At 67.0% G+C, this 21311-nt stretch carries 13 protein-coding genes; 5 read left to right on the plus strand and 8 right to left on the minus strand.

The window, feature by feature from the left end; genetic code table 11:
- On the plus strand, positions 1 to 1770 hold the full coding sequence (gene pgaB / locus ACVWWW_RS00085; RefSeq protein WP_027081596.1) for a poly-beta-1,6-N-acetyl-D-glucosamine N-deacetylase PgaB: 1770 nt from the start codon (positions 1 to 3) through the stop codon (positions 1768 to 1770).
- A 156-nt stretch (positions 1771 to 1926) separates the two neighbouring features.
- Here the strand turns inward: pgaB and ACVWWW_RS00090 are convergent, their stop codons facing one another.
- The 3 genes from ACVWWW_RS00090 to ACVWWW_RS00100 are packed head-to-tail and all read right to left on the minus strand — an operon-like array spanning position 1927 to position 9772.
- Complete coding sequence (locus tag ACVWWW_RS00090) at positions 1927 to 2565, minus strand: two-component sensor histidine kinase (protein ID WP_027081595.1); 639 nt, start codon at positions 2563 to 2565, stop codon at positions 1927 to 1929.
- Positions 2562 to 4286, minus strand: a complete 1725-nt coding sequence (locus ACVWWW_RS00095) for a response regulator (RefSeq protein ID WP_051234566.1) — start codon at positions 4284 to 4286, stop codon at positions 2562 to 2564. The genes ACVWWW_RS00090 and ACVWWW_RS00095 overlap by 4 nt, the downstream gene beginning before the upstream one ends.
- The gene (locus ACVWWW_RS00100) at positions 4271 to 9772 is read right to left on the minus strand and encodes a HAMP domain-containing protein (protein ID WP_456998605.1); all 5502 of its coding nucleotides are present in this window, start codon (positions 9770 to 9772) and stop codon (positions 4271 to 4273) included. The genes ACVWWW_RS00095 and ACVWWW_RS00100 overlap by 16 nt, the downstream gene beginning before the upstream one ends.
- Before the next feature lie 213 nt (positions 9773 to 9985).
- On the opposite strand from ACVWWW_RS00100, the gene ACVWWW_RS00105 reads away from it, so the two are divergent.
- The 3 genes from ACVWWW_RS00105 to ACVWWW_RS00115 are packed head-to-tail and all read left to right on the plus strand — an operon-like array spanning position 9986 to position 13413.
- Positions 9986 to 12421, plus strand: coding sequence for a PAS domain-containing protein (locus ACVWWW_RS00105; protein WP_456998606.1), 2436 nt, complete (start codon positions 9986 to 9988; stop codon positions 12419 to 12421).
- Between the two features lie 10 nt (positions 12422 to 12431).
- Entirely contained in the window at positions 12432 to 13211 is a 780-nt protein-coding gene (locus tag ACVWWW_RS00110; RefSeq protein ID WP_456998607.1) for a diguanylate cyclase, read from the plus strand.
- Positions 13099 to 13413: a response regulator gene (locus ACVWWW_RS00115; protein ID WP_456998735.1), complete on the plus strand. Its 315-nt coding sequence runs from the start codon at positions 13099 to 13101 to the stop codon at positions 13411 to 13413. Before ACVWWW_RS00110 ends, ACVWWW_RS00115 begins: the two co-directional genes overlap by 113 nt.
- A gap of 333 nt (positions 13414 to 13746) precedes the next feature.
- Here the strand turns inward: ACVWWW_RS00115 and ACVWWW_RS00120 are convergent, their stop codons facing one another.
- The 4 genes from ACVWWW_RS00120 to ACVWWW_RS00135 all read right to left on the minus strand — a co-directional run bounded on the left by ACVWWW_RS00120 (position 13747) and on the right by ACVWWW_RS00135 (position 18980).
- A complete protein-coding gene (locus ACVWWW_RS00120) occupies positions 13747 to 15054 on the minus strand; it encodes an ammonium transporter (protein WP_051234564.1) in 1308 nt (435 codons plus the stop codon).
- A 10-nt stretch (positions 15055 to 15064) separates the two neighbouring features.
- Positions 15065 to 15529 (minus strand): GNAT family N-acetyltransferase, encoded by a 465-nt coding sequence (locus tag ACVWWW_RS00125; protein ID WP_027081590.1) that lies wholly within the window; start codon positions 15527 to 15529, stop codon positions 15065 to 15067.
- Positions 15530 to 16214: 685 nt separating this feature from the next.
- Complete coding sequence (glnA, locus tag ACVWWW_RS00130) at positions 16215 to 17624, minus strand: type I glutamate--ammonia ligase (protein ID WP_027081589.1); 1410 nt, start codon at positions 17622 to 17624, stop codon at positions 16215 to 16217.
- Between the two features lie 195 nt (positions 17625 to 17819).
- Positions 17820 to 18980 (minus strand): GGDEF domain-containing protein, encoded by a 1161-nt coding sequence (locus ACVWWW_RS00135; protein ID WP_051234562.1) that lies wholly within the window; start codon positions 18978 to 18980, stop codon positions 17820 to 17822.
- A 150-nt stretch (positions 18981 to 19130) separates the two neighbouring features.
- Between ACVWWW_RS00135 and ACVWWW_RS00140 the strand changes: the two genes are divergently transcribed.
- Positions 19131 to 19961 carry an undecaprenyl-diphosphate phosphatase gene (locus ACVWWW_RS00140; protein ID WP_027081588.1) on the plus strand — a complete coding sequence of 277 codons (831 nt, stop codon included), beginning with the start codon at positions 19131 to 19133 and terminating at the stop codon, positions 19959 to 19961.
- Between the two features lie 102 nt (positions 19962 to 20063).
- Here ACVWWW_RS00140 and ACVWWW_RS00145 read toward each other — a convergent pair whose 3' ends face one another.
- On the minus strand, positions 20064 to 21227 hold the full coding sequence (locus ACVWWW_RS00145; protein ID WP_051234559.1) for a hypothetical protein: 1164 nt from the start codon (positions 21225 to 21227) through the stop codon (positions 20064 to 20066).
- Positions 21228 to 21311: the final 84 nt, after the last annotated feature.

The raw sequence follows: 21311 nt of genomic DNA on the forward strand, positions 1-21311 counted from the left end.
ATGAATGCGACGACCCTCGTGCTACGTGGAATGCAATCGCTGATTGCAGCGATCGTGTTGCTGGTCGCGAGCAACGCCAGTGCGCAGCCGATCGGTGACGTCGGTCCGCCGGATGGGCGACGCGTCGTCATCGTCGCGTTGCACGAGGTCGACGACGGCATGCAGCAGTTGCCTGACGATGGCGTGCTCAGCGAGCGCCTGGTGGCGCTGTTCGAATGGCTCACCGCGAATGGTTGGACGGCCGTGTCACTGGACGACATCGAACGCGCGGGACGCGGCGAGACGCGCCTTCCCGACCGTGCCGTGCTGATCACCGTCGACGACGGTTATCGCAGCCTCTACACGCGCGTGTTTCCGCTGGCGCTCGCCTATCGCATGCCCATCGTCGCTGCGGTCGTCGGCAGTTGGCTCGACGCGCCCGCCGACGGCACCGTGCGCTACGGCACTCAGCAGGTGCCGCGCTCGCACTTCATAACCTGGGCCGAGGCGCGTGAGATGCAGGCCTCGGGCCTTGTCGAGTTCGCATCGCACAGCTACGACCTGCATCACGACGTGCAGGCCAATCCGCAGGGCAACCGGCGTCCCGCCGCCGCGGCGCTGATCTGGTCGCCCACCGCGGGCTATGAAAACGATGACGCGTACCGCGCACGCATCACCGCCGATCTGCTGCACGCACGCGAGCGCATGCGTGCAGAACTCGGTCGCGTGCCGCGCGCGTTGGCTTGGCCGTATGGCGCGAATACGCGCACTGCACGCGAAGCCGCGGTCGCGGCCGGCTTCCAATTCGCGCTGACGCTCACGCCGGAACCGGCCGATGCCGCCATGCCGATGTCGCTTGCGCGCTTCATTCCGTCGCGCGACATCGAACTCGATGGCTGGGTCGCCAATCTCCGCTTCAACGATCCATGGAGGACCGCGCGCCGCATCGTGCAGGTCGACCCGGCGACGCTTTCCGGCCCGGATGCGACGACGACGAACGACAGGCTCGGCAAGGCGATCAATCGACTGCTGGTGCTCGGTGCGACCGACATCGTGCTCGATGCGGCAGTGGAGTCCGCCGACGGTCGCCTTGAGGCCGCGTGGTTTCCGACTCGGGAACTGCCGATGCGCGAAGACCTGCTCTCACGCATCGCCACGCAGATGCGCACGCGCGCCGGCGTCAACGTGATCGTGCGCCTGCCGCACCTGGCGGCGCTGCGCACGTTGAACGATACCGACCGCGTGCTGCGCCTGTTCCACGAGCTGGGCGAACACGTGACCTGCGGTTCGTTGATGGTTGAAGACGTGCCATCGCTGACCATCGCGCGCGTCGCGGCCAACGAACCGCCGTGGACCGTGCGTGCGCGACGTCACACGATCGACCGTCAGCAATTACCGGCCGACGACCTGCTCGCCTTGCGTGCCTTCGAAGAAGTCGAGGATGCGCATCCCGAACTCGAACTCGTGTGGCTCGCGCCGCGCGACCATCCGCTGACGGCCCTCGCCGCGGTGGCGGAGATGACTTTGGTGCCGTTCGACCCGGCGAACGGTCGCGGCCGACCGCCCTCGCTCGACGTGGTGACCTCGCGTCGCGCAGGGGTGTGGTGGAGCTCCGAAACGCCTTGGACCGCGAGCGAACTCACTGCTGCGGTGCGTCGGTTCCAGATCGGCGGTGGTCGCATCGTCGGTTGGACGCCGGACGATCCCGTGCTCGATCGCCCGGATGCGGAGTCGATCGCGCCCACCGTGTCGGCCGCGCGCTTTCCGCCTCGCAGCAAGGTCGCGCCATGATCGCGACGGCGTCGCGCATTCCCGGGTCGCGTCCGGCGTTCGCTGCGCGCTGGTAGCGACGATGCAGGCGGCGAGACGTCTAGTCGGAGGCGGTCGGGGCGTCGCGTGTGGCGTGAGCGCGGCTGCGTCGTCGCGACCGTTGCGAGCCGCGCGGCGTTACTCGACCAGCGGAAGCGTGATGCGGAACGCGAGACCCGGCGACAGCGCGCTCGCGGTCAGCGTGCCGCCGTGCGAGCGCACGATCGCCTCGGCGATGATCAGGCGCAGGCCGAGGCCGAGGTCCGGCGGCTCGGGCAGCGGGTCGGTGAGCAGCGACGCCGCGTCGTCCGGTGTTTCGCCGGAATCGCTGACTTCGATCAGCGCTTGATCGCCTTCGCGCCAGGCGTGCAGGCCGGGCGAGGCCTTCGAATGCCATTGCGAGAACGCGATCAGGCTGCTCAGCGCCTGCTGCAGGCGCGACTCGTCGCCGAGCACATGATGGCCGGCGAGTTCCGGCGCGGCATCACCCGTGACGGTGCAACCGGCGACGCCGCCGACTGCGAGGTCGAGCAGCATCTGCACGTCGACCGGGCGCATGCGCTGCACCAGGCGATTTTCCTGCGAGCGCACCCAGTCGCCCAGCTCCTCGATCATGCTGGCCATGCGACGCGACTGGCGCTCGATGGTCTCGGCGAGTTCGACGCGGCGTTCCTGCGGAAGCTCCGGGCGACGCAACAGGTACGCGGCAGTCTGCAACGGCGACAGCGGGCCCTTCAGGTCGTGGACCAGACGCTCGAACAGCGGGCGGTCGCTCATGGAACCTTCGCTTCGTAAACCGGCAACGCGCCCAGGATCCGGCAGATCGCGTCGATCTCCGGCGGCTTCACCAGGTGGTGGTTGAAGCCGGCTTCGGCGGTGCGCTGTCGGTCCTCGGGCTGGCCCCAGCCCGTCACCGCCACCAGCGTCACCGTCTCGCCCAGCGCCGAAGCGCGCAGCTTGCGCGCGACGTCGTAACCGCTGATGCCGGGCATGCCGATGTCGAGGAACACGACATCCGGCGCGAATGACGACACCGCCTGCTCGGCGGCATGCGGGTCGTAGATGCGCTGCGTTTCGTGACCGAGCATCTCCAGCATCATCGCCAGCGTGTCGGCCGAATCGCAGTTGTCGTCGATGACGAGGATGCGGCGTGGCGACGCGTTCGGAATCGCGTCGAGGCCGGGCTCCACGATCTCGCCGTCGTGCCCGATCGGCAGGCGCACGGTGAACCGGCTGCCGAGGCCGAGGCCGCTGCTGGTCGCGGCGACTTCGCCGCCGTGCATTTCGACCAGGCGACGCACCAGCGTGAGGCCGATGCCGAGGCCGCCACGTGCGCGCTCGATCGAGGTGTCGACCTGCGCGAACGGTTCGAAGATCGCGTCGACCTGTTCGGGCGCGAGGCCGATGCCGCGATCGGTGACGTGCACCAGCACGTCGTCGCCATCGCGTTCGCAGTCGACGCGAATGGGCTGCGTCGGGTCGGAATACTTCGCGGCGTTACTGATCAGGTTCGCGAACACCTGCGACAGGCGCTCGGGGTCGGCGTCCAGCGGCACTTCGATGGCCGGCACGTGCAGCTCGAGGTTGTGGCCCGTGGCCTGCAATACCGGCGAGATGCTTTCCACCGCCGCGCGCAGCACGGTGTCGATGGTGGTGGTGACGTTGCGCAGGACCAGCTTGTCCTGGCTGATGCGCGCGACGTCGAGCAGGTCGTCGATCAGGCGCACCAGCAGGCGCAGCTGACGATCCATCGCGTCGTGCAGCTCGGCGCCGGAGCGGCCGCCCAGCTTCATGATGTTCACCGCATTGGCGAGCGACGCCAGCGGATTGCGCAGTTCGTGCGCGAGCGTGGCGAGGAACTGGTCCTTGCGACGGTCGTGCTCGAGCAGCCTTGCCTGCGCGCGTTCGCGTTCGGCGATCTGCGCCTGCAGTTCGATGTTGCGCTGCGCGAGCGCGACGTTGGCGGTGCGCAGCGATTCGTTAAGCGCTTCGAGCTCGCGCGCCTTCTCGACGCGCAGGTCTTCGTTGGCGCGCGCAAGATTTTCGTTCGCGCTCTGCAGCTCGCGCCGCTTGCGATACAGCTCGACCAGCACGCTGACCTTGCTGCGCATGATTTCCGGAATGACCGGCACCATGACGTAGTCGACCGCGCCGAGCTTGTAGCCGCGCAGGCGATCGAGGTCGGAGACGTTGACCGCGGTGACGAAGATGATCGGTGTCTTCTCGTACCGCGGATGCTGGTGGATCAGGCTCGCGGTCTCGAAGCCGTCCATGCCGGGCATGTTGACGTCGAGCAGGATCAGCGCGCACTCGTGCTCCATGAGGCGCTTGAGTGCTTCCTCGCCCGAGCGTGCCTCGATGAGGTTTTCGCCCAGCGGTTCGAGGATCGCGCGGTACGACAGCAGGCGACCCGGCTGGTCGTCGACCAGCAGGATCGTGGCAGGCGCCGACTCCGGCGCCTGCAGGTCGTTACCCGTTGTGGTCAACGGTGCAGCCACTGACGCAGTACTCCAAGTAGCTGATCGGTCACGACCGGTTTGGCGAGGTAGTCGGACGCACCGGCCTCGAGGCACTTCTCGCGGTCACCCTTCATCGCCTTCGCGGTGAGCGCGACGATCGGGATCGCACGCGCTTCGGGGTCGCTGCGGATGGCGCGCATCGTGTCATAACCATCCATGCCCGGCATCATGATGTCCATCAGGACGATATCGATGTCACGGTCGGATGTGACCTTGTCCACGGCTTCCTGACCGTTGTTGGCGGTCAGCACCTCCATACCGTGGCGTTCGAGCACGATGGACAGCGCGAAGATGTTGCGCATGTCGTCGTCGACGACCAGCACGCGCTTGTTCTGCAGCACCTCGTCGGATTCGGTGAGGCGGCGCACCATCTTCTGCTTGTGCTCGGGCAGGTCGGCGATGACCCGGTGCAGCAGCAGCGAAGTCTCGTCGAGCAGGCGCTCGGGGGACTCCACGCCCTTGATCACCACGCTCTTGGCCATGCGCTTGAGGCGCGCGTCCTCGGCCTGGCTCAGCTCCTTGCCGGTGAACACGACCACCGGAACCTCGCGCAGCATGTCGTCGTCCTGCAGGCGATCGAGCAGGTCGAAACCGCTCATGTCGGGCAGGCGCAGGTCGAGCACGACGCATTCGATGTCGCCGCCGCGCATGGCCTCCAGCGCGTCCCCGCCGGTGCCGACGCTGACGATCTCGATGTCGTCGTGGCGGATCAGCTCCTCGATCGACATGCGCTCGCCGGCATCGTCCTCGACCACGAGCAGCTTCTTGACGCGCGTCTTGGTGAAGTCGCGCATGCGCTCCAGCGCCGCGCCGATGAGGTCGGGGCTCGACGGCTTGGCGACGTAGCTGTACGCGCCGCGCTCCAGCGAGTGGTGGCGGTCTTCCTCGACGGTGACGATCTGCACCGGGATGTGGCGCGTCGAGGCGTCCTGCTTGAGGCGCGCGAGCACCGTCCAGCCGAGCATGTCGGGCAGGAAGATGTCGAGGCTGATCGCGCTCGGCTTGAAGTCGCGCACCATCCGCAAGGCTTCCGCGCCGCGATTGGTGACCAGCACGTTGAAGCCGCGCGAGCGCGCGAGGTCGCGCATCACCGCGGCGTAGCGCGGATCGTCCTCGACCACGAGCAGCGTCGGCCATTCCGCGTTGAGATGCTCACGGTCGTCGTCGATGTTCTTGGGCGCGGCGGGCGCCGGATGCGCGTTATCGGCCTCGGCGATCGCTGCGATCGCACGCGGCGTCGGACGGTTCTGCATCGCGCGCGACATGGCATTGGCGAAACCGTTGCCGTCGTCGGCATTGGGGTCGGCGTAACGCAGCGGCAGGTAGAGGGTGAACGTCGAACCCTTGCCCGGCTGGCTCGACAGCGTGAGTTCGCCGCCGAGCAGGCCCGCGATCTCGCGCGAAATCGCGAGGCCGAGGCCCGTGCCGCCGTACTTGCGGGACGTGCCGGCGTCGGCCTGCTGGAACGCCTCGAACACGATGCGCTGCTTGTCGGCGGAGATGCCGATGCCGGTGTCGGTGACGTCGAAGGCGATGACGGTCTTGGTGTTGTCGAGCACCGCATGACCGCGCGACCAGCCGCTGGTCGCCACGCGCGCAGCCATGCGCACGCTGCCTTCCTCGGTGAACTTCATCGCGTTCGACAGCAGGTTCTTGAGGATTTGCTGCAGGCGCTTGGGGTCGGTGGTGAGCGACGGGCCGAGTTCCGGTGCGAAGTCCACCGAGAAGTCGAGGCCGCGACGTTCGGCGTCGTGACGGAAGCTGCGCTCCATGTTCTCGCGCAGGTGCCCGAACGTCATCACCTCGGTTTCGATGGTGACCGTGCCCGACTCGATCTTCGACAGGTCGAGGATGTCGGAGATGAGATGCAGCAGGTCGGTACCCGCGGCATGGATCGTCTTCGCGAATTCGACCTGGCGCGGCGACAGGTTCGTTTCCGGATTCTCGGCGAGCTGTTGGCCAAGGATCAGGATCGAGTTGAGCGGCGTGCGCAGCTCGTGCGACATGTTCGCGAGGAACTCGGACTTGTAGCGCGAGGTGAGCGCGAGCTCGGCGGCCTTGGCTTCCAGTTCGCGGCGTGCGTGCTCGATCTGGTTGTTCTTGGTTTCGACCTCCGCCTTCTGCTCGGCGAGCAGCGCGGCCTTGAGCGCGATCTCCTCGTTGGTCTGCTGCAGTTCGCGCTGCTGGGCCTGGAGTTCCGCGGCGAGCTGCTGCGACTGCTGCAGCAGGCCCTCGGTACGCATGCCGGCTTCGATCGTGTTGAGCGTGATGCCGATCGAGCGCGAGAGCTGCTCGAGGAACGTCAGGTGCACGTCGTTGAAGTCATGCACGGAGGCGAGTTCGACGACCGCCTTGACCTCGTCTTCGAACAGCACCGGCAGCACGATCACGTTGCGCGGCGACATGCTCAGCAGGCCGGAGCGGATCTGCACGAGATCGTTCGGAATGTCGCGCAGCAGGATCATGCGGCCTTCTGCGGCGCACTGCCCGATCAGACCATCGCCGATCTTCATCAGGTGATGCACGGCGTCGACCGGCGCGTCGGCGTAACCCGCGAGCTGGCGCAGCTGTCCGTTCTCGTTGCCCGCCTCGTCGCTCTCGACGATGTAGATCAGGCCCTGCTGTGCATCGACCAGCGGCGCGAGTTCGCCGAGCAGCTGGCTGCCGAGCGTCGCGAGGTCGCGCTGGCCCTGCATCATCGCGTGGAACTGCGCGAGGTTGGTCTTCAGCCAGTCCTGCTCGCGGTTCGACTCGGTCGTTGCACGCAACGTCGAGATCATCACGTTGATGTTGTCGCGAAGGTCCGCGACTTCGCCGCTCGCGTCGACGGTGACGGTACGCGTCAGGTCGTTCTGCGTCACCGCCGTCGCGACTTCCGCGATCGCGCGGACCTGCGTAGTGAGGTTGTCGGCGAGCTGGTTGACGTTGGCGGTGAGGTCCTTCCACACGCCCGCGGTGCCCGGCACGTTCGCCTGGCCACCGAGTCGACCTTCGATACCGACCTCGCGCGCCACCGTCGACACCTGGTCGGCGAAGATCGCGAGCGTGTCGGTCATCGAGTTGATGGTGTCGGCGAGCTCGGCGATTTCGCCCTTCGCTTCCACCGTCAGCTTCTGGCGCAGGTCGCCGTTCGCGACCGCGGTCACCACCTTCGCGATGCCGCGCACCTGCGTGGTGAGGTTCGCCGCCATCCAGTTGACGTTGTCGGTGAGGTCCTTCCACGTACCGGCGACGCCCGGCACCGATGCCTGGCCGCCGAGCTTGCCTTCGGTACCGACTTCACGCGCCACGCGCGTCACTTCCGCGGCGAAGCCGTTGAGCTGGTCCACCATCACGTTGAGCGTGTTCTTCAGCTGCAGGATTTCGCCCTGCGCATCGACCGCGATCTTCTTCGACAGGTCGCCTCGCGCCACCGCCGTCGCCACTTCGGCGATGTTTCGCACCTGCGTGGTGAGGTTGGACGCCATCGAGTTGACGTTGTCGGTGAGGTCCTTCCACGTACCCGCGACGCCCGGCACCTGCGCCTGGCCGCCGAGCTTGCCTTCCGCGCCGACCTCGCGCGCGACGCGCGTCACTTCCGCCGCGAAGCCGTTGAGCTGGTCCACCATCGTGTTGATGGTGACCTTGAGCTCCAGGATCTCGCCCTTCACGTCCACCGCGATCTTGCGCGACAGATCGCCTCGCGCCACCGCGGTGGTCACCTCGGCGATGTTTCGCACCTGCGCGGTGAGGTTGGACGCCATGGAGTTCACCGAGTCGGTGAGGTCCTTCCACGTACCCGCGACGCCCGGCACCTGCGCCTGGCCGCCGAGTCGTCCTTCGGTACCGACCTCGCGCGCCACGCGCGTCACTTCCGCTGCGAAGCCGTTGAGCTGGTCGACCATCGTGTTGATGGTGTCCTTGAGCTCCCGGATTTCGCCGCGCACGTCCACCGTGATCTTGCGCGACAGGTCGCCTCGCGCCACGGCGGTGGTCACCTCCGCGATGTTTCGCACCTGCGACGTCAGGTTCGACGCCATCGCGTTCACCGATTCGGTGAGATCGCCCCAGGTACCCGCGACGCCCGGCACGACCGCCTGGCCGCCGAGGCGTCCTTCGGTACCGACCTCGCGCGCCACGCGCGTCACTTCCGCTGCGAAGCCGTTGAGCTGGTCGACCATCGTGTTGATGGTTTCCTTCAGCTGCAGGATTTCGCCGCGCACGTCCACGGTGATCTTGCGCGAGAGGTCGCCCTTCGCCACCGCGGTGGTGACGTCGGCGATGTTTCGCACCTGCAGCGTCAGGTTCGACGCCATCAGGTTCACGTTGTCGGTCAGGTCCTTCCACGTACCCGCGACGCCCGGCACGTCGGCCTGGCCGCCGAGCTTGCCTTCGGTACCGACTTCGCGCGCAACGCGCGTCACTTCCGCCGCGAAGCCGTTGAGCTGGTCGACCATCGTGTTGATGGTGTCCTTCAGCTCACGGATTTCGCCGCGCACGTCGACCGTGATCTTTCGCGAGAGATCGCCCTTCGCGACCGCCGTCGTCACTTCCGCGATGTTTCGCACCTGACTCGTCAGGTTCGACGCCATCGCGTTGACGGAGTCGGTCAGGTCCTTCCACGTACCTGCGACGCCGGGCACGATCGCCTGGCCGCCGAGCTTGCCTTCGGTACCGACCTCGCGCGCCACGCGCGTCACTTCCGATGCGAAGCCGCGCAGCTGGTCCACCATCGTGTTGATGGCTTCCTTGAGTTGCAGGATTTCGCCGCGCACGTCGACGGTGATCTTTCGCGACAGGTCGCCGTTCGCGACCGCAATGGTCACCTCGGCGATGTTTCGCACCTGCGCGGTAAGGTTGGACGCCATCTGGTTGACTGAGTCGGTCAGGTCCTTCCAGACGCCCGACACGCCCTTGACCTGCGCCTGGCCGCCGAGCAGGCCGGCGGTGCCGACCTCCAGCGCCACGCGCGTGACCTCGGACGAGAACTCGCCCATCTGCTCGATCATTCGATTGACGATCGTCGCCGAGCGCAGGAACTCGCCCTCGAGCGGCCGGCCGCCCGCCTCGAGCGGCACGAAGCGCGTCAGGTCGCCCTTCGACACGCCGGCGATCGCCTCGGTAATGGTCTCGACCGGGCGCACCAGGTCGTCGATCAGTTCATTGACCGAGCGCTCCATGTGCGCCCACTGGCCACGACGCGAAGCCGGGGCGACGCGCTGGCGGGTCTGGCCGCTGCGGCCGACCGCCTGGCCGACGCGAGCCAGCTCGTCCGCGAGCAGCCGGTTCTCGCCGACGATCTCGTTGAACGCGGCCGCCAGGCGGCCTTCGATGCCCTCCCAGTGGCCGGGCAGGCGAACGTCGAAGTTGCCCTCGCTCACCTGCGACATCGCGGCAAGCAGCGCCTGCAGCGGATCGTCGTAGGCGGGCTTGGAAGGCGCGGTCTTGGCGGCGGAACGGGAGCGCCGCGCAGTGGCTTCGGTCACGTGAAATCTCGAGAAAGCGCCCATCCCCATGGGCGGGATCGCGCGAGAATAGTGGCGGCCGTGTCGACGCACCGTTCACACGATTCGCCGTATCGGCAGCGTTAATCGACGCGGCATCCGCTTGATCGTTGCGCGAGTGCGGTCAAGTCGGCGGCGTGATCGAGCGCTCGTATATGCCGGCTAAACGGGCATGGCAATTGCATGAACCGGTTCATGCGAAACCCCGAATCCGCCATCCCCGTCGAGCCCCGCTGGTCCTATGAAGGCGCCTTCCGCGACGCCGCGGGCGGGCTCGCGCTGATCGGTCTGGACGGCCGCTGGCTGGCGATCAACGACGCCGCCTGCGACCTGCTCGGCCGCCCGCGCGAACGCCTCGAAGGCCGCGCGGCCATCGGCGCCTGCGAGCTGGAAGACGCCGTCGCCCTGATGCGCCACATCACCTCGGTCGTCGACGAGGGCGTGCGCGCCTTCGACCTCGAACTGCGCGTGCCCCGGCTCGACGGCAGCCACAGCTGGCTGCGTGTCGATGCGTCCGTCATTCCCGATGACGACGGCGCGCCGTCCTACCTCGCGGCGCTGGTGCACGACGTCACCGAACCGCATCGCGCACGCGCCGAGCGCGACGCCTTCTTCGATCTCTGCCCCGATCCGCTGGCCATCGCCAATCAGGCCGGCGCCATCGTGCGAGTCAACCGCGCATGGGAAACCGCGCTGGGCTGGACGACCGCCGACATGCACGCGCAGCCCTTCATCGACTTCGTGCATCCGGACGATCGCGAACGCACGCTGGCCGAAGCGGTGCGCACGTACACCGGCAACCCGACCCCGCGCTTTCGCAACCGCTATCGCGTGAAGTCGGGCGGGCATCGCTGGCTGGAATGGCATTCGCGCGTGGGCGACGACGGCCGCACCTACGCCATCGCGCGCGACGTCACCGAACAGCAGCAGGCGATGATCATCTTCGAGGCGGAGATGCAGCGCCGCCGGCAGCGTCTCGACGAAGCCGAGCAACGCCTCGACGTGCACGTCAACAACACGCCGCTCGCGGTGGTCGAGTTCGATGCGCGCCTGCGCGTGCGGCGCTGGTCGTCGCGCGCCGAAGCGCTGTTCGGCTGGGCCGAGGAAGAAGTCATCGGCGACCGCCCGGACCAGTGGCGCTTCATCCACGAAGACGATGCCGACAGCGTGGCGACCGCGATGCTGTCGCTGGTGACGGGCGAAACGCCGAGCCAGATCATCCACTACCGCAACTACACGCAAGACGGCCGCGTGGTGCATTGCGAATGGTTCATGTCGGCGGTGTTCGACGACGCGGGTCACCTCGTGTCGATGCTGGCATTCGCGCAGGACGTGACCGCGCGCGTACAAGCCGAAGCCGAAGCCACCGAGCGCGAAGCACTGTTCCGTGCCACGTTCGAACAGGCGCCCGTCGGCATCGCGCACGTCGGGCTCGATGGCCGCTGGTTGCGGGTGAACCGCACGCTGTGCGATTTCCTCGGCCATCCGGTCGATCAGCTGCTCACGCTGTCGTTCCAGGACATCACGCATCCCGCCGACCTCGATGGCGATCTCGCGCTGCTGCAGCAATTGCTCGACGGCCGCATCGAACGCTACGAGATGCGCAAGCGCTACCTGCATCGCGACGGGCATTCGCTGTGGGCGCATCTCACCGTATCGCTGCGTCGGAACGAGGCCGGCGCGCCGCTGCACTTCATTTCGATCATCGAAGACATCAGCTCGACGATCGAAGCCGAGCGCGAGATCCGCGCCGCGCGCGACGATCTCGAAACCCGCGTCGTCGAACGCACGCGCGAACTGGAAAGCGCGAACCGCACGCTGGCGGTGGAAGTCGAGCAACGTCGTGTCGTGGAACGCGCGCTGCGCGAAAGCGAACTGCGCATCCGCACCATTCTCGAAAACTCGCACGATGCCTTCGTCGCCTGCGAGGAAGACGGTCGCGTCTCCGAATGGAACCGCGCGGCCGAAGCGATCTTCGGCTGGCGTCGCAGCGAGGCCATCGGCCGTTCGCTGAGCGATTTGATCGTGCCGCAGCAGCATCGCCGTGCACACGAGAGCGGCATGGCGCGCTTCCTCGCCAGCGGCGAATCGCGCGTGCTCGATCAGCGCCTGCAGATGCCGGCGCGTCATCGCAGCGGCCACGAATTCCCGATCGAATTCACCATCTCGCTGGTGCGGCTGGGGCGGCGTCGCCTGTTCACCGCCTTTCTGCAGGACATCTCGGAGCGCACCGCCGCCGAACGCCAACTGCGCGAAAGCGAAGCGCGCCTGCGCACGATCACCGATCACGTGCCGGCGATGATTGCCTACGTCGGCGCCGATCTTCGCTATCACTTCGCCAACGGCGCCTACTGCGAGTGGTTCGGCCGCAGCGACATCGACGCCGGGGGGCTGCACATGGACGACGTGCTCGATTCGGACGACATGCGGCAAGCCCTGCCCTATCTCGATCGCGTGCGCGCCGGCGAGCAGGTGAGCTTCGAGCGCGTGCGTATCGACGCGTCCGGTGAGCAGCTGCATGCGACCGTGACCTACATCCCCGACGTGACCTCGGCCGTCGACGGCGAGCGCGGCTTCTTCGTCGCCGCGCATGACGTCACCGCGCACAAGCGTCTTGGCGCAGGTGCTTGAGCATCGCGCGATGAGTGATGAGCTCACCGGGTTGCCGAACCGCGCCGCGTGGGCGGCGGCGCTCGAAGTCGCGGCGCAGCGTGCAACGCACGAAAACGTCGAGACTGCCGTCGTCTTCATCGACCTCGATGGCTTCAAGCAGGTCAACGACACGCATGGTCACGATGTCGGCGATGCGGTGCTCTGCGAATTCGCCGAACGCTTGCGCGCATGCGTGGGCGGCGATGATGTCGCCGCGCGTCTATCGGGTGACGAGTTCGTCGTATTGCTTCAATCGAGGGGCGACATCGCGACGTCCGCCGAACGTCGCGCGCGGGCGATCACCAGCGCGATGCAGCCGTCGTTCGCGATCGGCGCTCTGCAGCTGTCGATCTCCGGCAGCATCGGCGTCGCCGTGCAACGCGATGGCTGCGATGGCGCGCGGCTCATGCGCGAGGCGGACGAGGCCATGTACGCAGCCAAGCGCGAGCGCCGCGCGCTTGCGTCCCGTCACCACGGATCTGGCCGCGGTACCGGCCTGAGCCGTTCACATGGTTTGAATGGCGGCGGCTGTGCGATGGAGTACCGTTCGCGCAGTGAACCCTTCAGCCGCGTGGTGCGGCGCCCATTCGGAGGACTGCGATATGACGGAGTCGAACGTGGGTGGCCTGCGCCTGCTGGTCGTCGAGGACGAATACCTGCAAGCGCTCTACCTGTCGCAATCGCTGCAGGACCTGGGCGCGGAAATCGTCGGGCCGGTCGGCTCGGTCGAAGCCGCACTCAAGCTCATCGCCGACGCGCCGGAGATTGACGCCGCGATCCTCGACGTCAACCTCGGCGGTGAAGCGGTGTATCCGATCGCCGACGCGCTCGCCGCGCGCGACGTACCGTTCGTATTCGCCTCGGGCTACGAGCGCGAAGCGCTGCCCGAGCGCTATCGCAGCGTGGACGTCTGCGCGAAGCCGGTCGACCCGCTGGAAGTCGGCGCGGTGCTGTCGCTGCTGCGCCACTGAACATCGGCGTCCAGCCCGCCTGACGCTCCGACACCGATCACGTCCGGCCCCGCGGCCAGCAACGCGCGGCAGTCCGCCCAGGCGTCTTCAGTGCGTTCGAGCATGTCCATCGCCGAATCGCTGTCGCCGCGCTCGAGCAATCGGCGCCCGAGCGACACGGTGACACCAAGCGCATTCATCGCATTACGCAGTTCGTGGAGCCACTGCACGCGTGCATCGTGCACACGTTGCATCCGGGCGGCGCGATCATCCATGACATCCCTCACCAGGTCGGGTTCGCTTCGATCCTAGGCCTGTGATGCCGGTCGACTCAAGCGGCCGTAGCGAATCCGCTCAAGGCGCGTAGGCCGACTCGCCGTGCGAGGTGATGTCCAGGCCCTCGCGTTCGGCGTCCGCCTCGACGCGTAGCGCGACGATGCGCGAGACGACTTCGATCGCGACCATCGCGACGCCGCCCGACAGCAGCAACGTCACGACGACACCCAATGCCTGCACGCCCAGTTGATGCAGCAGGCCGGCGTCAGCGCCCAATGTGCCGCCGAACATCGGCAGGCTGAATACACCGGTGAGCAGCGCACCAACGATGCCGCAGACGCCGTGGATTCCGAACACGTCGAGCGTGTCGTCGACGCGCAGCCGATGCTTCAGCGCACCGACGCCCCAGAACCCCGCCAGCCCGCCGCAGGCACCGATCACGAGGGCACCGCCGACGCCGACCGTGCCACAGGCCGGTGTGACCGCAACCAGTCCCGCCACCAGACCCGACGCGGCACCGAGCATCGATGCATAGCCGCGACGCAGCGCTTCGATCGCACTCCACGCGAGCACGCCCGCCGCGGCAGCGACCAATGTGTTGATGAATGCGAGCGCGGCGACGCCGTTGGCTTCCAGCGCAGAGCCTGCGTTGAAACCGAACCAGCCCACCCATAGCAGCGATGCGCCGGCGAGCGTCAGCGGAAGCGAATGCGGCGACAGGCGCTCGCGTCCGAATCCGATGCGCGGACCGACCTTGCGTGCAACGACGAGGCCGGCAATGCCTGCATTGATGTGCACGACCGTGCCGCCCGCGAAATCGAGCGCGCCCTTCGCGAACAACCAGCCGTTCGACGCCCACACCATGTGTGCGAGTGGCAGGTAGGCAAAGGTGAACCACAGCGCGGTGAACAAGAGCACCGCACGCAGCCGCGCACGTTCCGCGATCGCACCGACAACCAGCGCGCAACTGATCGCTGCGAACGCGCCTTGGAACGCAACGTAGACGAACTCCGGTATCGCGACGCTGGCCGTGAATGTCGGCACGGTCGATAGCGGCGTCACGTGTCGCAACATCACGTTACCGAGGCCACCGATCAGCGCGCCGCCGCCATCGAATGCCAGCGAATAACCGTACGCGACCCACAACACCAGCGCCATCGCCGCGACGACGAGCACCTGCACGAGCATCGACAGGATGTTCTTCGCACGCACGAGCCCGCCATAGAACAACGCGAGGCCCGGCGCGATCATCAGCACGACCAGCAACGTCGACACGAGCATCCACGCGGTGTCGCCCTTGTCGACCGTCGGGGTCGCCGCGTTCGCGAGCGTCGGAATGGACATCGCGATTGCGGCGAACGATCGAACGCGACGTGCGATGTGCATGCGGGCTCCGTCAGGCGGGAACGAGATCGAGCGTCATGAAGGTGCTGTGCGGGTCGTCGACGTAACTCGCAAACGGTCCGCAGTCGACAAAACCGGCGTTGCGGTAGAGCGCATGCGCGGCGGCGAATTCGGGTGCGGTGCCGGTTTCGAGGCTGATGCACGTGTGGCCGCGGCGACGAGCTTCGTCCAGCGCGATGTTGAGCAACGCCTTGGCTACGCCGCGTCGCAGATAGGCGGGCGCGGTGCGCATGGACTTGAGTTCGACATGGGTGGCGTCGAGGGCTTTCAGTGCGGCGCAGCCCATGAGGTTGTCGCCGTCCCATGCGGTCCAGAAGGTGATGTCGGGGGATTCCAGCGCGTCGAGATCGAGTGCGTGCATCGATTCGGCGGGGCTGAGTTGTGCGAGTGCGTCGAGGTGGGCACGCAGTAGCGCGATGACGGCGGGGTGGTCGAGGTGGTTGGGGTGGATTTCCATCTCGGCGCGGTTCGTTTGCTCGATTGAAGTCTTTGAAAGCAAAAGCGTTTCGTGCGCTTACGCGCCCGAGTTACTTTCTTTGCTGGTGCAAAGAAAGTAACCAAAGAAAGCACCTTCCCCGACGGATCTACAGCTCGCGATCGGTCGGTGTGTCGCGATCGCCACACTCGGCATCCTGCCTCGCGTGGCGACGGCGCGCGTCCTGCGCGCCGCCCTTCGGGTCTCACGATTGCAGTCGCAATGCGCTACATCTTTTGGTGCGCTTGCATCGACTCAGGATTGCAGTGCACCCGGTGATTCAACACCGCAGGGCCAAGCGCACTTCGGGCCTCACGATTGCAGTGGCGACGCACTACAGCTTTTGGTGCGCTTGCATCGACCTTGGCTTGCGGTGCATCAGCAATTCAAACGGAACCACGCGCCACTCCCCCGGCCCGGAGGGCGGCGCACATGGCTGTGCGCCGCGGTCAGCCGAGGCAGGATGCCGAGTCTGACCGCCGCCCTTGCGCCCACCCGCGCGAGCTGTGCTCCACCTCGGGGAAGGTGCTTTCTTTGGTTACTTTCTTTGCACCAGCAAAGAAAGTAACTCGGGCGCGCTAGCGCACGAAACGCTTTTGCTTTCCCCAAAACAACAACCTCACAAACAACGCGGCCCGAGGCTCATCACCCCGGGCCGCGACGATCATCAGATCGTGTAATACATCTGATATTCCAGCGGATGCGTCGCCGCGCGGAACGCGGTGACCTCCTTCATCTTCATGCCGATATACGCATCGATGAAGTCGTCGGTGAACACGCCGCCGGCCTTGAGGAAGTCGCGATCCTTGTCGAGCGATTCCAGCGCCTGGTCGAGCGAGTGGCAGACGGTCGGGATGTTCTTCTCTTCTTCCGGCGGCAGGTCGTACAGATCCTTATCAGACGGCGCACCCGGATCGATCTGGTTCTTGATGCCGTCGAGGCCAGCCATCATCAGCGCGGCGAAGGTGAGGTAGCCGGAGTTCATCGGATCGGGGAAGCGGATCTCGATGCGGCGCGCCTTCGGATTGGCGACGTACGGAATGCGGCACGACGCGGAACGGTTGCTCGCCGAGTACGCAAGCATCACCGGGGCTTCGTAGCCCGGCACCAGGCGCTTGTACGAGTTGGTCGTCGAGTTGGCGAACGCGTTGATCGCACGCGCGTGTTTGAAGATGCCGCCGATGTACCACAGCGCCATCTGCGACAGGCCGCCGTAGCCGTCGCCGCTGAACAGGTTGGTGCCGCTCTTGGCGAGCGACTGGTGCACGTGCATGCCCGAACCGTTGTCGCCCACGAGCGGCTTCGGCATGAACGTCGCGGTCTTGCCGTTGCGGTGCGCGACGTTCTTGACGACGTACTTCATCGTCGTGAGCTCGTCGGCCTTGCGCACCAGCGTGTTGAACTTGACGCCGATCTCGCACTGGCCCGCGTTCGCCACCTCGTGGTGGTGGACTTCGACTTCCTGGCCGACCGCGGCGAGCGTCTTGCACATCTCGGCGCGCAGGTCATGCAGCGAATCGAGCGGGCCGACCGGGAAGTAGCCGCCCTTCACCATCGGCCGGTAGCCGGTGTTGCCGCCGGCGTAGTCGGTGCCGGAGTTCCAGTGCGCTTCTTCCGAATCGACGTGGAAGAAGGTGTGGCCCATCTCGTTGGCGAAGCGCACCGAATCGAAGATGAAGAACTCGGGTTCCGGGCCGAAGAACGCGGTGTCGGCAACGCCGCTCGACTTCAGGAAGGCCTCGGCGCGCTTGGCGATGCCACGCGGATCGCGCGAGTAGCCCTGCATCGTGGTCGGATCGAGGATGTCGCAGATCAGCACCAGCGTCGGATCCGCGGTGAACGGGTCGAGGAACGCGGTGGACGGGTCGGGCAGCAGCACCATGTCGGACTGCTGGATGCCGCGCCAGCCGATGATCGACGAGCCGTCGAACATCTTGCCGTCCTCGAACAGCGAGGCTTCGACGATCGACGCCGGGAACGTCACGTGGTGCTGCACACCGCGCATGTCGGTGAAACGCAGGTCGACGAATTCGACCTTGTGGTCGCGGATGAGCTTTTCGACGCTCTCGAGGGACATGGCGGCTCCAAGGGAGGGCAAGGGCGCGGCGCAGGATTGCGCTGACCCCGCCTTCACAGCAAGGACGATGCCAAGCGTCGGCGTGATGCAACTCGTTGATGCGTAAGGGCGACGATGCGGCGCCATGGTCGCGGCCGCTTCATGCCGGTGCACGGATGGCGACGGGCGCACCTTGCTGGTGCGCTGCGATTGCGCTCAGCCGACGTCGAGGGCGACCCGGTCGCGGCCGTCGTGCTTGGCCCGGTACAGCGCGCGATCGGCACGTGCGAGCAGCGCGTCGGCGTCCTCGCCCGGCCGGTGCGTGGCGACGCCCGCCGACAGCGTGACGCGTCGTCCCGGACACGCACCACAGGCGACGGCCTCGCGGATGCGTTCGAGCGCAGTGGTGCCGACGTCGGGTGCGCCGGGCATCACCAGCAGGAACTCCTCGCCGCCCCAGCGCCCGAGCACGTCGGTGGCGCGCAATTGGTCACGGCCGAGCCGGCCGACGTTGCGCAGCACCTCGTCGCCGGCCGCGTGGCCGAGCTCGTCGTTCACCGCTTTGAAGTGGTCGATGTCGAGGATGGCGACGCAGAACGGCGCGACGTCGCGATTGGACAACGCGATGCTGCGCTCGAGCAGCGCCTGCATCGATCGACGATTCGGCAGGCCGGTCAGTTCGTCGCTGACCGCGAGCCGCTCGACCTGCTCCAACGCCGAGGCCAGCGCCGAGCGCTGGTCACGCAGCTTCTGCCGCAGGCCCGACAGCCGCGCGGCGATCACGGAGAGCGCGGGCAGCACGACGAGGATCATCAGCACGTTGTTGATGTCGACGCGGAACGGCTCGACCACGCCTTCAGCCGTCGACCATTGCGGATACGCAGCACGCAGTGCGACCGCCGCCACGAGGCTGGCTACCGCGAGCACGGTGAGCACGGCGATTTGCCGCCAACGCAGCGCGAAGGCCCCGAACGCGAAGATCACCATCAGCGGAAACAGCGCCGAGGTGCGCATCGGCCCGCAGATCACGTAGCCCCAGTTCACAGCGACCACGCCCATCGCCAGCTGCCACACCGACAACGAGGGATCGCGCGAGCGTTCGCTCCAGCCGCTGCGAAGCGCGACGTAGCTCGCGAGCTGCACCGCCATCACGAACCCGAGCCATGCGCGCAGCGCCGACGCCTGCATCCAACCCTGGCCGATGCCCGCTGCCAGCACTAGCGCGCTTCCGCCGTATACGAGCGTCGCGATCAGCCACTGCACGAGCCGCAACCGGCGACGCCGCTCACGGCTGGCGACGACGTCGAGCAGGCGACTCCATACCGGCGCAGCGCGCGGGCGGTCGGTGTCGTTCACGGTGGCGGCAGCGGTCTGCATCCATCGAACGGTATCGGCCGTCGCAACACGAACTGGTGCACAGCGGCGGCGTCGACCACGGCCGGTTCATGTTCGAGGGCGACCGCGAGCGGCTGACGTCGCGACGGACTGCCCCGTACCATCCCCGCTCCCCTCCGGCGGCCGCACGCGATGCCCGACTTCCTGCAAGCCCTCCTGCTCGGCCTGATCGAAGGCGTCACCGAGTTCCTGCCGATCTCCAGCACCGGCCACCTGCTGATCGCCGAACGCTGGCTCGGGCACCGCTCCGACCTGTTCAACATCGCGATCCAGGCGGGCGCGATCCTCGCCGTGGTCGCGATCTATCGCGAGCGTTTGTGGCAGCTGGCGATGTCGTTCCTCGGCCGCGGCAATGGCGACGTGCACGGCCAGCCGGCGCGCGAGTACGCGATCAAGCTCGGCGTCGCGTTCGCGATCACCGCGGTGCTCGGGCTCATCGTCAAGAAGCTGGGCTTCGAACTACCCGACGACGTCACGCCGATCGCATGGGCGCTGATCATCGGCGCGGTGTGGATGATCGTCGCGGAGATCTTCGCGGCACGGCGCGCGAACATGATCGGCGAACGACGCACGATCACCTGGACGGTCGCGCTGCTGGTGGGCGTGGCGCAGGTCGTGGCCGGCGTGTTTCCCGGCACCTCACGTTCGGCAGCGACGATCTTCGTCGCGCTGCTTGCAGGCACCACCTCGCGTGCAGCGGCGACCGAATTCGCGTTCCTCGTCGGCATCCCGACCATGTTCGCGGCGACCGGTTACGAGCTGCTGCACGTCTTGAAGGACGGCGGCGCCGCGGGCGAAGACTGGACCGCGCTCGCGATCGCGTTTGTGGTGTCGACCATCACCGCGTTCGTCGCAGTGAAGTGGCTGCTGCGCTACATCCAGACGCACCGCTTCACCGCGTTCGCGGTGTATCGCATCGTGCTCGGCATCGCGCTTCTGACGTTACTTCCGCACGGCAGCTGATCAACGCACGCACATCGCAATAAGAAAGGCCGCGACGTTTAACGATCGCGGCCTTTTTCGTTTCGGACGTCGCGCTCGGTGCGCGACGTTATGTCGTAACGGTCAGCGTGCGTCGCGCGCGGATGCGCCATGCGACGCCGGCGCATCGGCGGATGCCACCGTCTTGTCAGCGGGCGCGTCATCCTTCGCAGCATCCACGGTCTTCGCCGAATCCGCTTCGGCGACCAGCGCCGCCTGACGCGTGGTCTCGAGTTCGAGTCGGCGCTGCGCATCGGCGAGTGGCGTTTCGTCCTGGCACTTCGCATCCGGGAAGCCGTACGCGGGGCGCAGTTCGAGACCGCAACGCGTCACTTCATCCCAGGGCTTATCGTCGATGCCGCAGCGCGCTTCGAACTGGCGCTGGAATGCATCGCGACGACGCATGAAATCCTCGCCGCACTTGCGGCGCACGACGATGCGATCGAGGTCGTCCTGCGCGGCATTGCGGCCGACCAAGCCGTACTGGTCGAGCTCGTCGGCGGTGAGCAGGCGCAGGCGACGGTTCGGCACCGTCATCATCAGGTCGGCGACCGCGAGCGCGACGCCGTGGCGTTCGAGGTATTCGCGCACCATCCCGTTGACGTTGCGCAGCTCGTCATTGAGCTCGGCGCGCGAGGTCGCGTTCGAACGGTCGCGCATCAGGCGATGCACGCCGACGTTGCCGTGCACGATGCGATCGTCCGCGGCGGCGAGCACCAGCACGCAGGCGGACAGGCAATTCGCGTCGTTCTGCACACGCACCGTCCACTTCGCATCGGCGAGTGCGTCGCCTGCGCGGATCGCTTCCTCGACATGCCCGCCCGGCGAATCGATGTCGAGCAGGCGCTCGGGAAGATCCATGCGCTGCGCCATCGCGGAGACGCGGCGCATCAGTTCGGTGAAACCGCCATCGATGCGACCGCTGTAATGCAGGCGAACCAGGCCGGTGGACGCGCAGGTCGCCATCGCGTCGTACAGCGGGAAGAACTCGAGCGAGTCGAGTGCGCGCGGCGCATCGTCGGCGTCGTCGCGCTCGCAGCTGACCTGCGCGAGGCCGTGCTCGACGCGTGCGGAAGGCCAGTGCGTGCCGGACAGATCGTCCGCGGGTTGCGGCTGCGGTTCGTCGTTCGCCGGTATCGGCGCGACCGCTTTGTCGCCGAGCGTGACCGGGGCATGCGTAACCGGTGCGGGTGCCGCGCCACAGCCGGCGAGCAACAACGCAAGCGCGACCGCAAGGCTCCGTCGCATCACCCGTCCCGACTGCCGCACCGCCCGACCTCCCGTATCCACACCGTCACTGCATCCTGGGGGCCCGCCTCTGAACCAAGGCTG

The sequence above is a fragment of the Lysobacter sp. HA18 genome, from assembly GCF_054057595.1.

Excerpts from the sequence above, each read along its gene's own strand:
- pgaB (WP_027081596.1), top strand. The coding sequence starts at position 1 with ATGAATGCGACGACCCTCGTGCTACGTGGAATGCAATCGCTGATTGCA.
- ACVWWW_RS00090 (WP_027081595.1), bottom strand. The coding sequence starts at position 2,565 with ATGAGCGACCGCCCGCTGTTCGAGCGTCTGGTCCACGACCTGAAGGGC.
- ACVWWW_RS00105 (WP_456998606.1), top strand. The coding sequence starts at position 9,986 with ATGCGAAACCCCGAATCCGCCATCCCCGTCGAGCCCCGCTGGTCCTAT.
- ACVWWW_RS00110 (WP_456998607.1), top strand. The coding sequence starts at position 12,432 with ATGAGTGATGAGCTCACCGGGTTGCCGAACCGCGCCGCGTGGGCGGCG.
- ACVWWW_RS00120 (WP_051234564.1), bottom strand. The coding sequence starts at position 15,054 with ATGCACATCGCACGTCGCGTTCGATCGTTCGCCGCAATCGCGATGTCC.
- ACVWWW_RS00125 (WP_027081590.1), bottom strand. The coding sequence starts at position 15,529 with ATGGAAATCCACCCCAACCACCTCGACCACCCCGCCGTCATCGCGCTA.
- glnA (WP_027081589.1), bottom strand. The coding sequence starts at position 17,624 with ATGTCCCTCGAGAGCGTCGAAAAGCTCATCCGCGACCACAAGGTCGAA.
- ACVWWW_RS00135 (WP_051234562.1), bottom strand. The coding sequence starts at position 18,980 with ATGCAGACCGCTGCCGCCACCGTGAACGACACCGACCGCCCGCGCGCT.
- ACVWWW_RS00140 (WP_027081588.1), top strand. The coding sequence starts at position 19,131 with ATGCCCGACTTCCTGCAAGCCCTCCTGCTCGGCCTGATCGAAGGCGTC.
- ACVWWW_RS00145 (WP_051234559.1), bottom strand. The coding sequence starts at position 21,227 with ATGCGACGGAGCCTTGCGGTCGCGCTTGCGTTGTTGCTCGCCGGCTGT.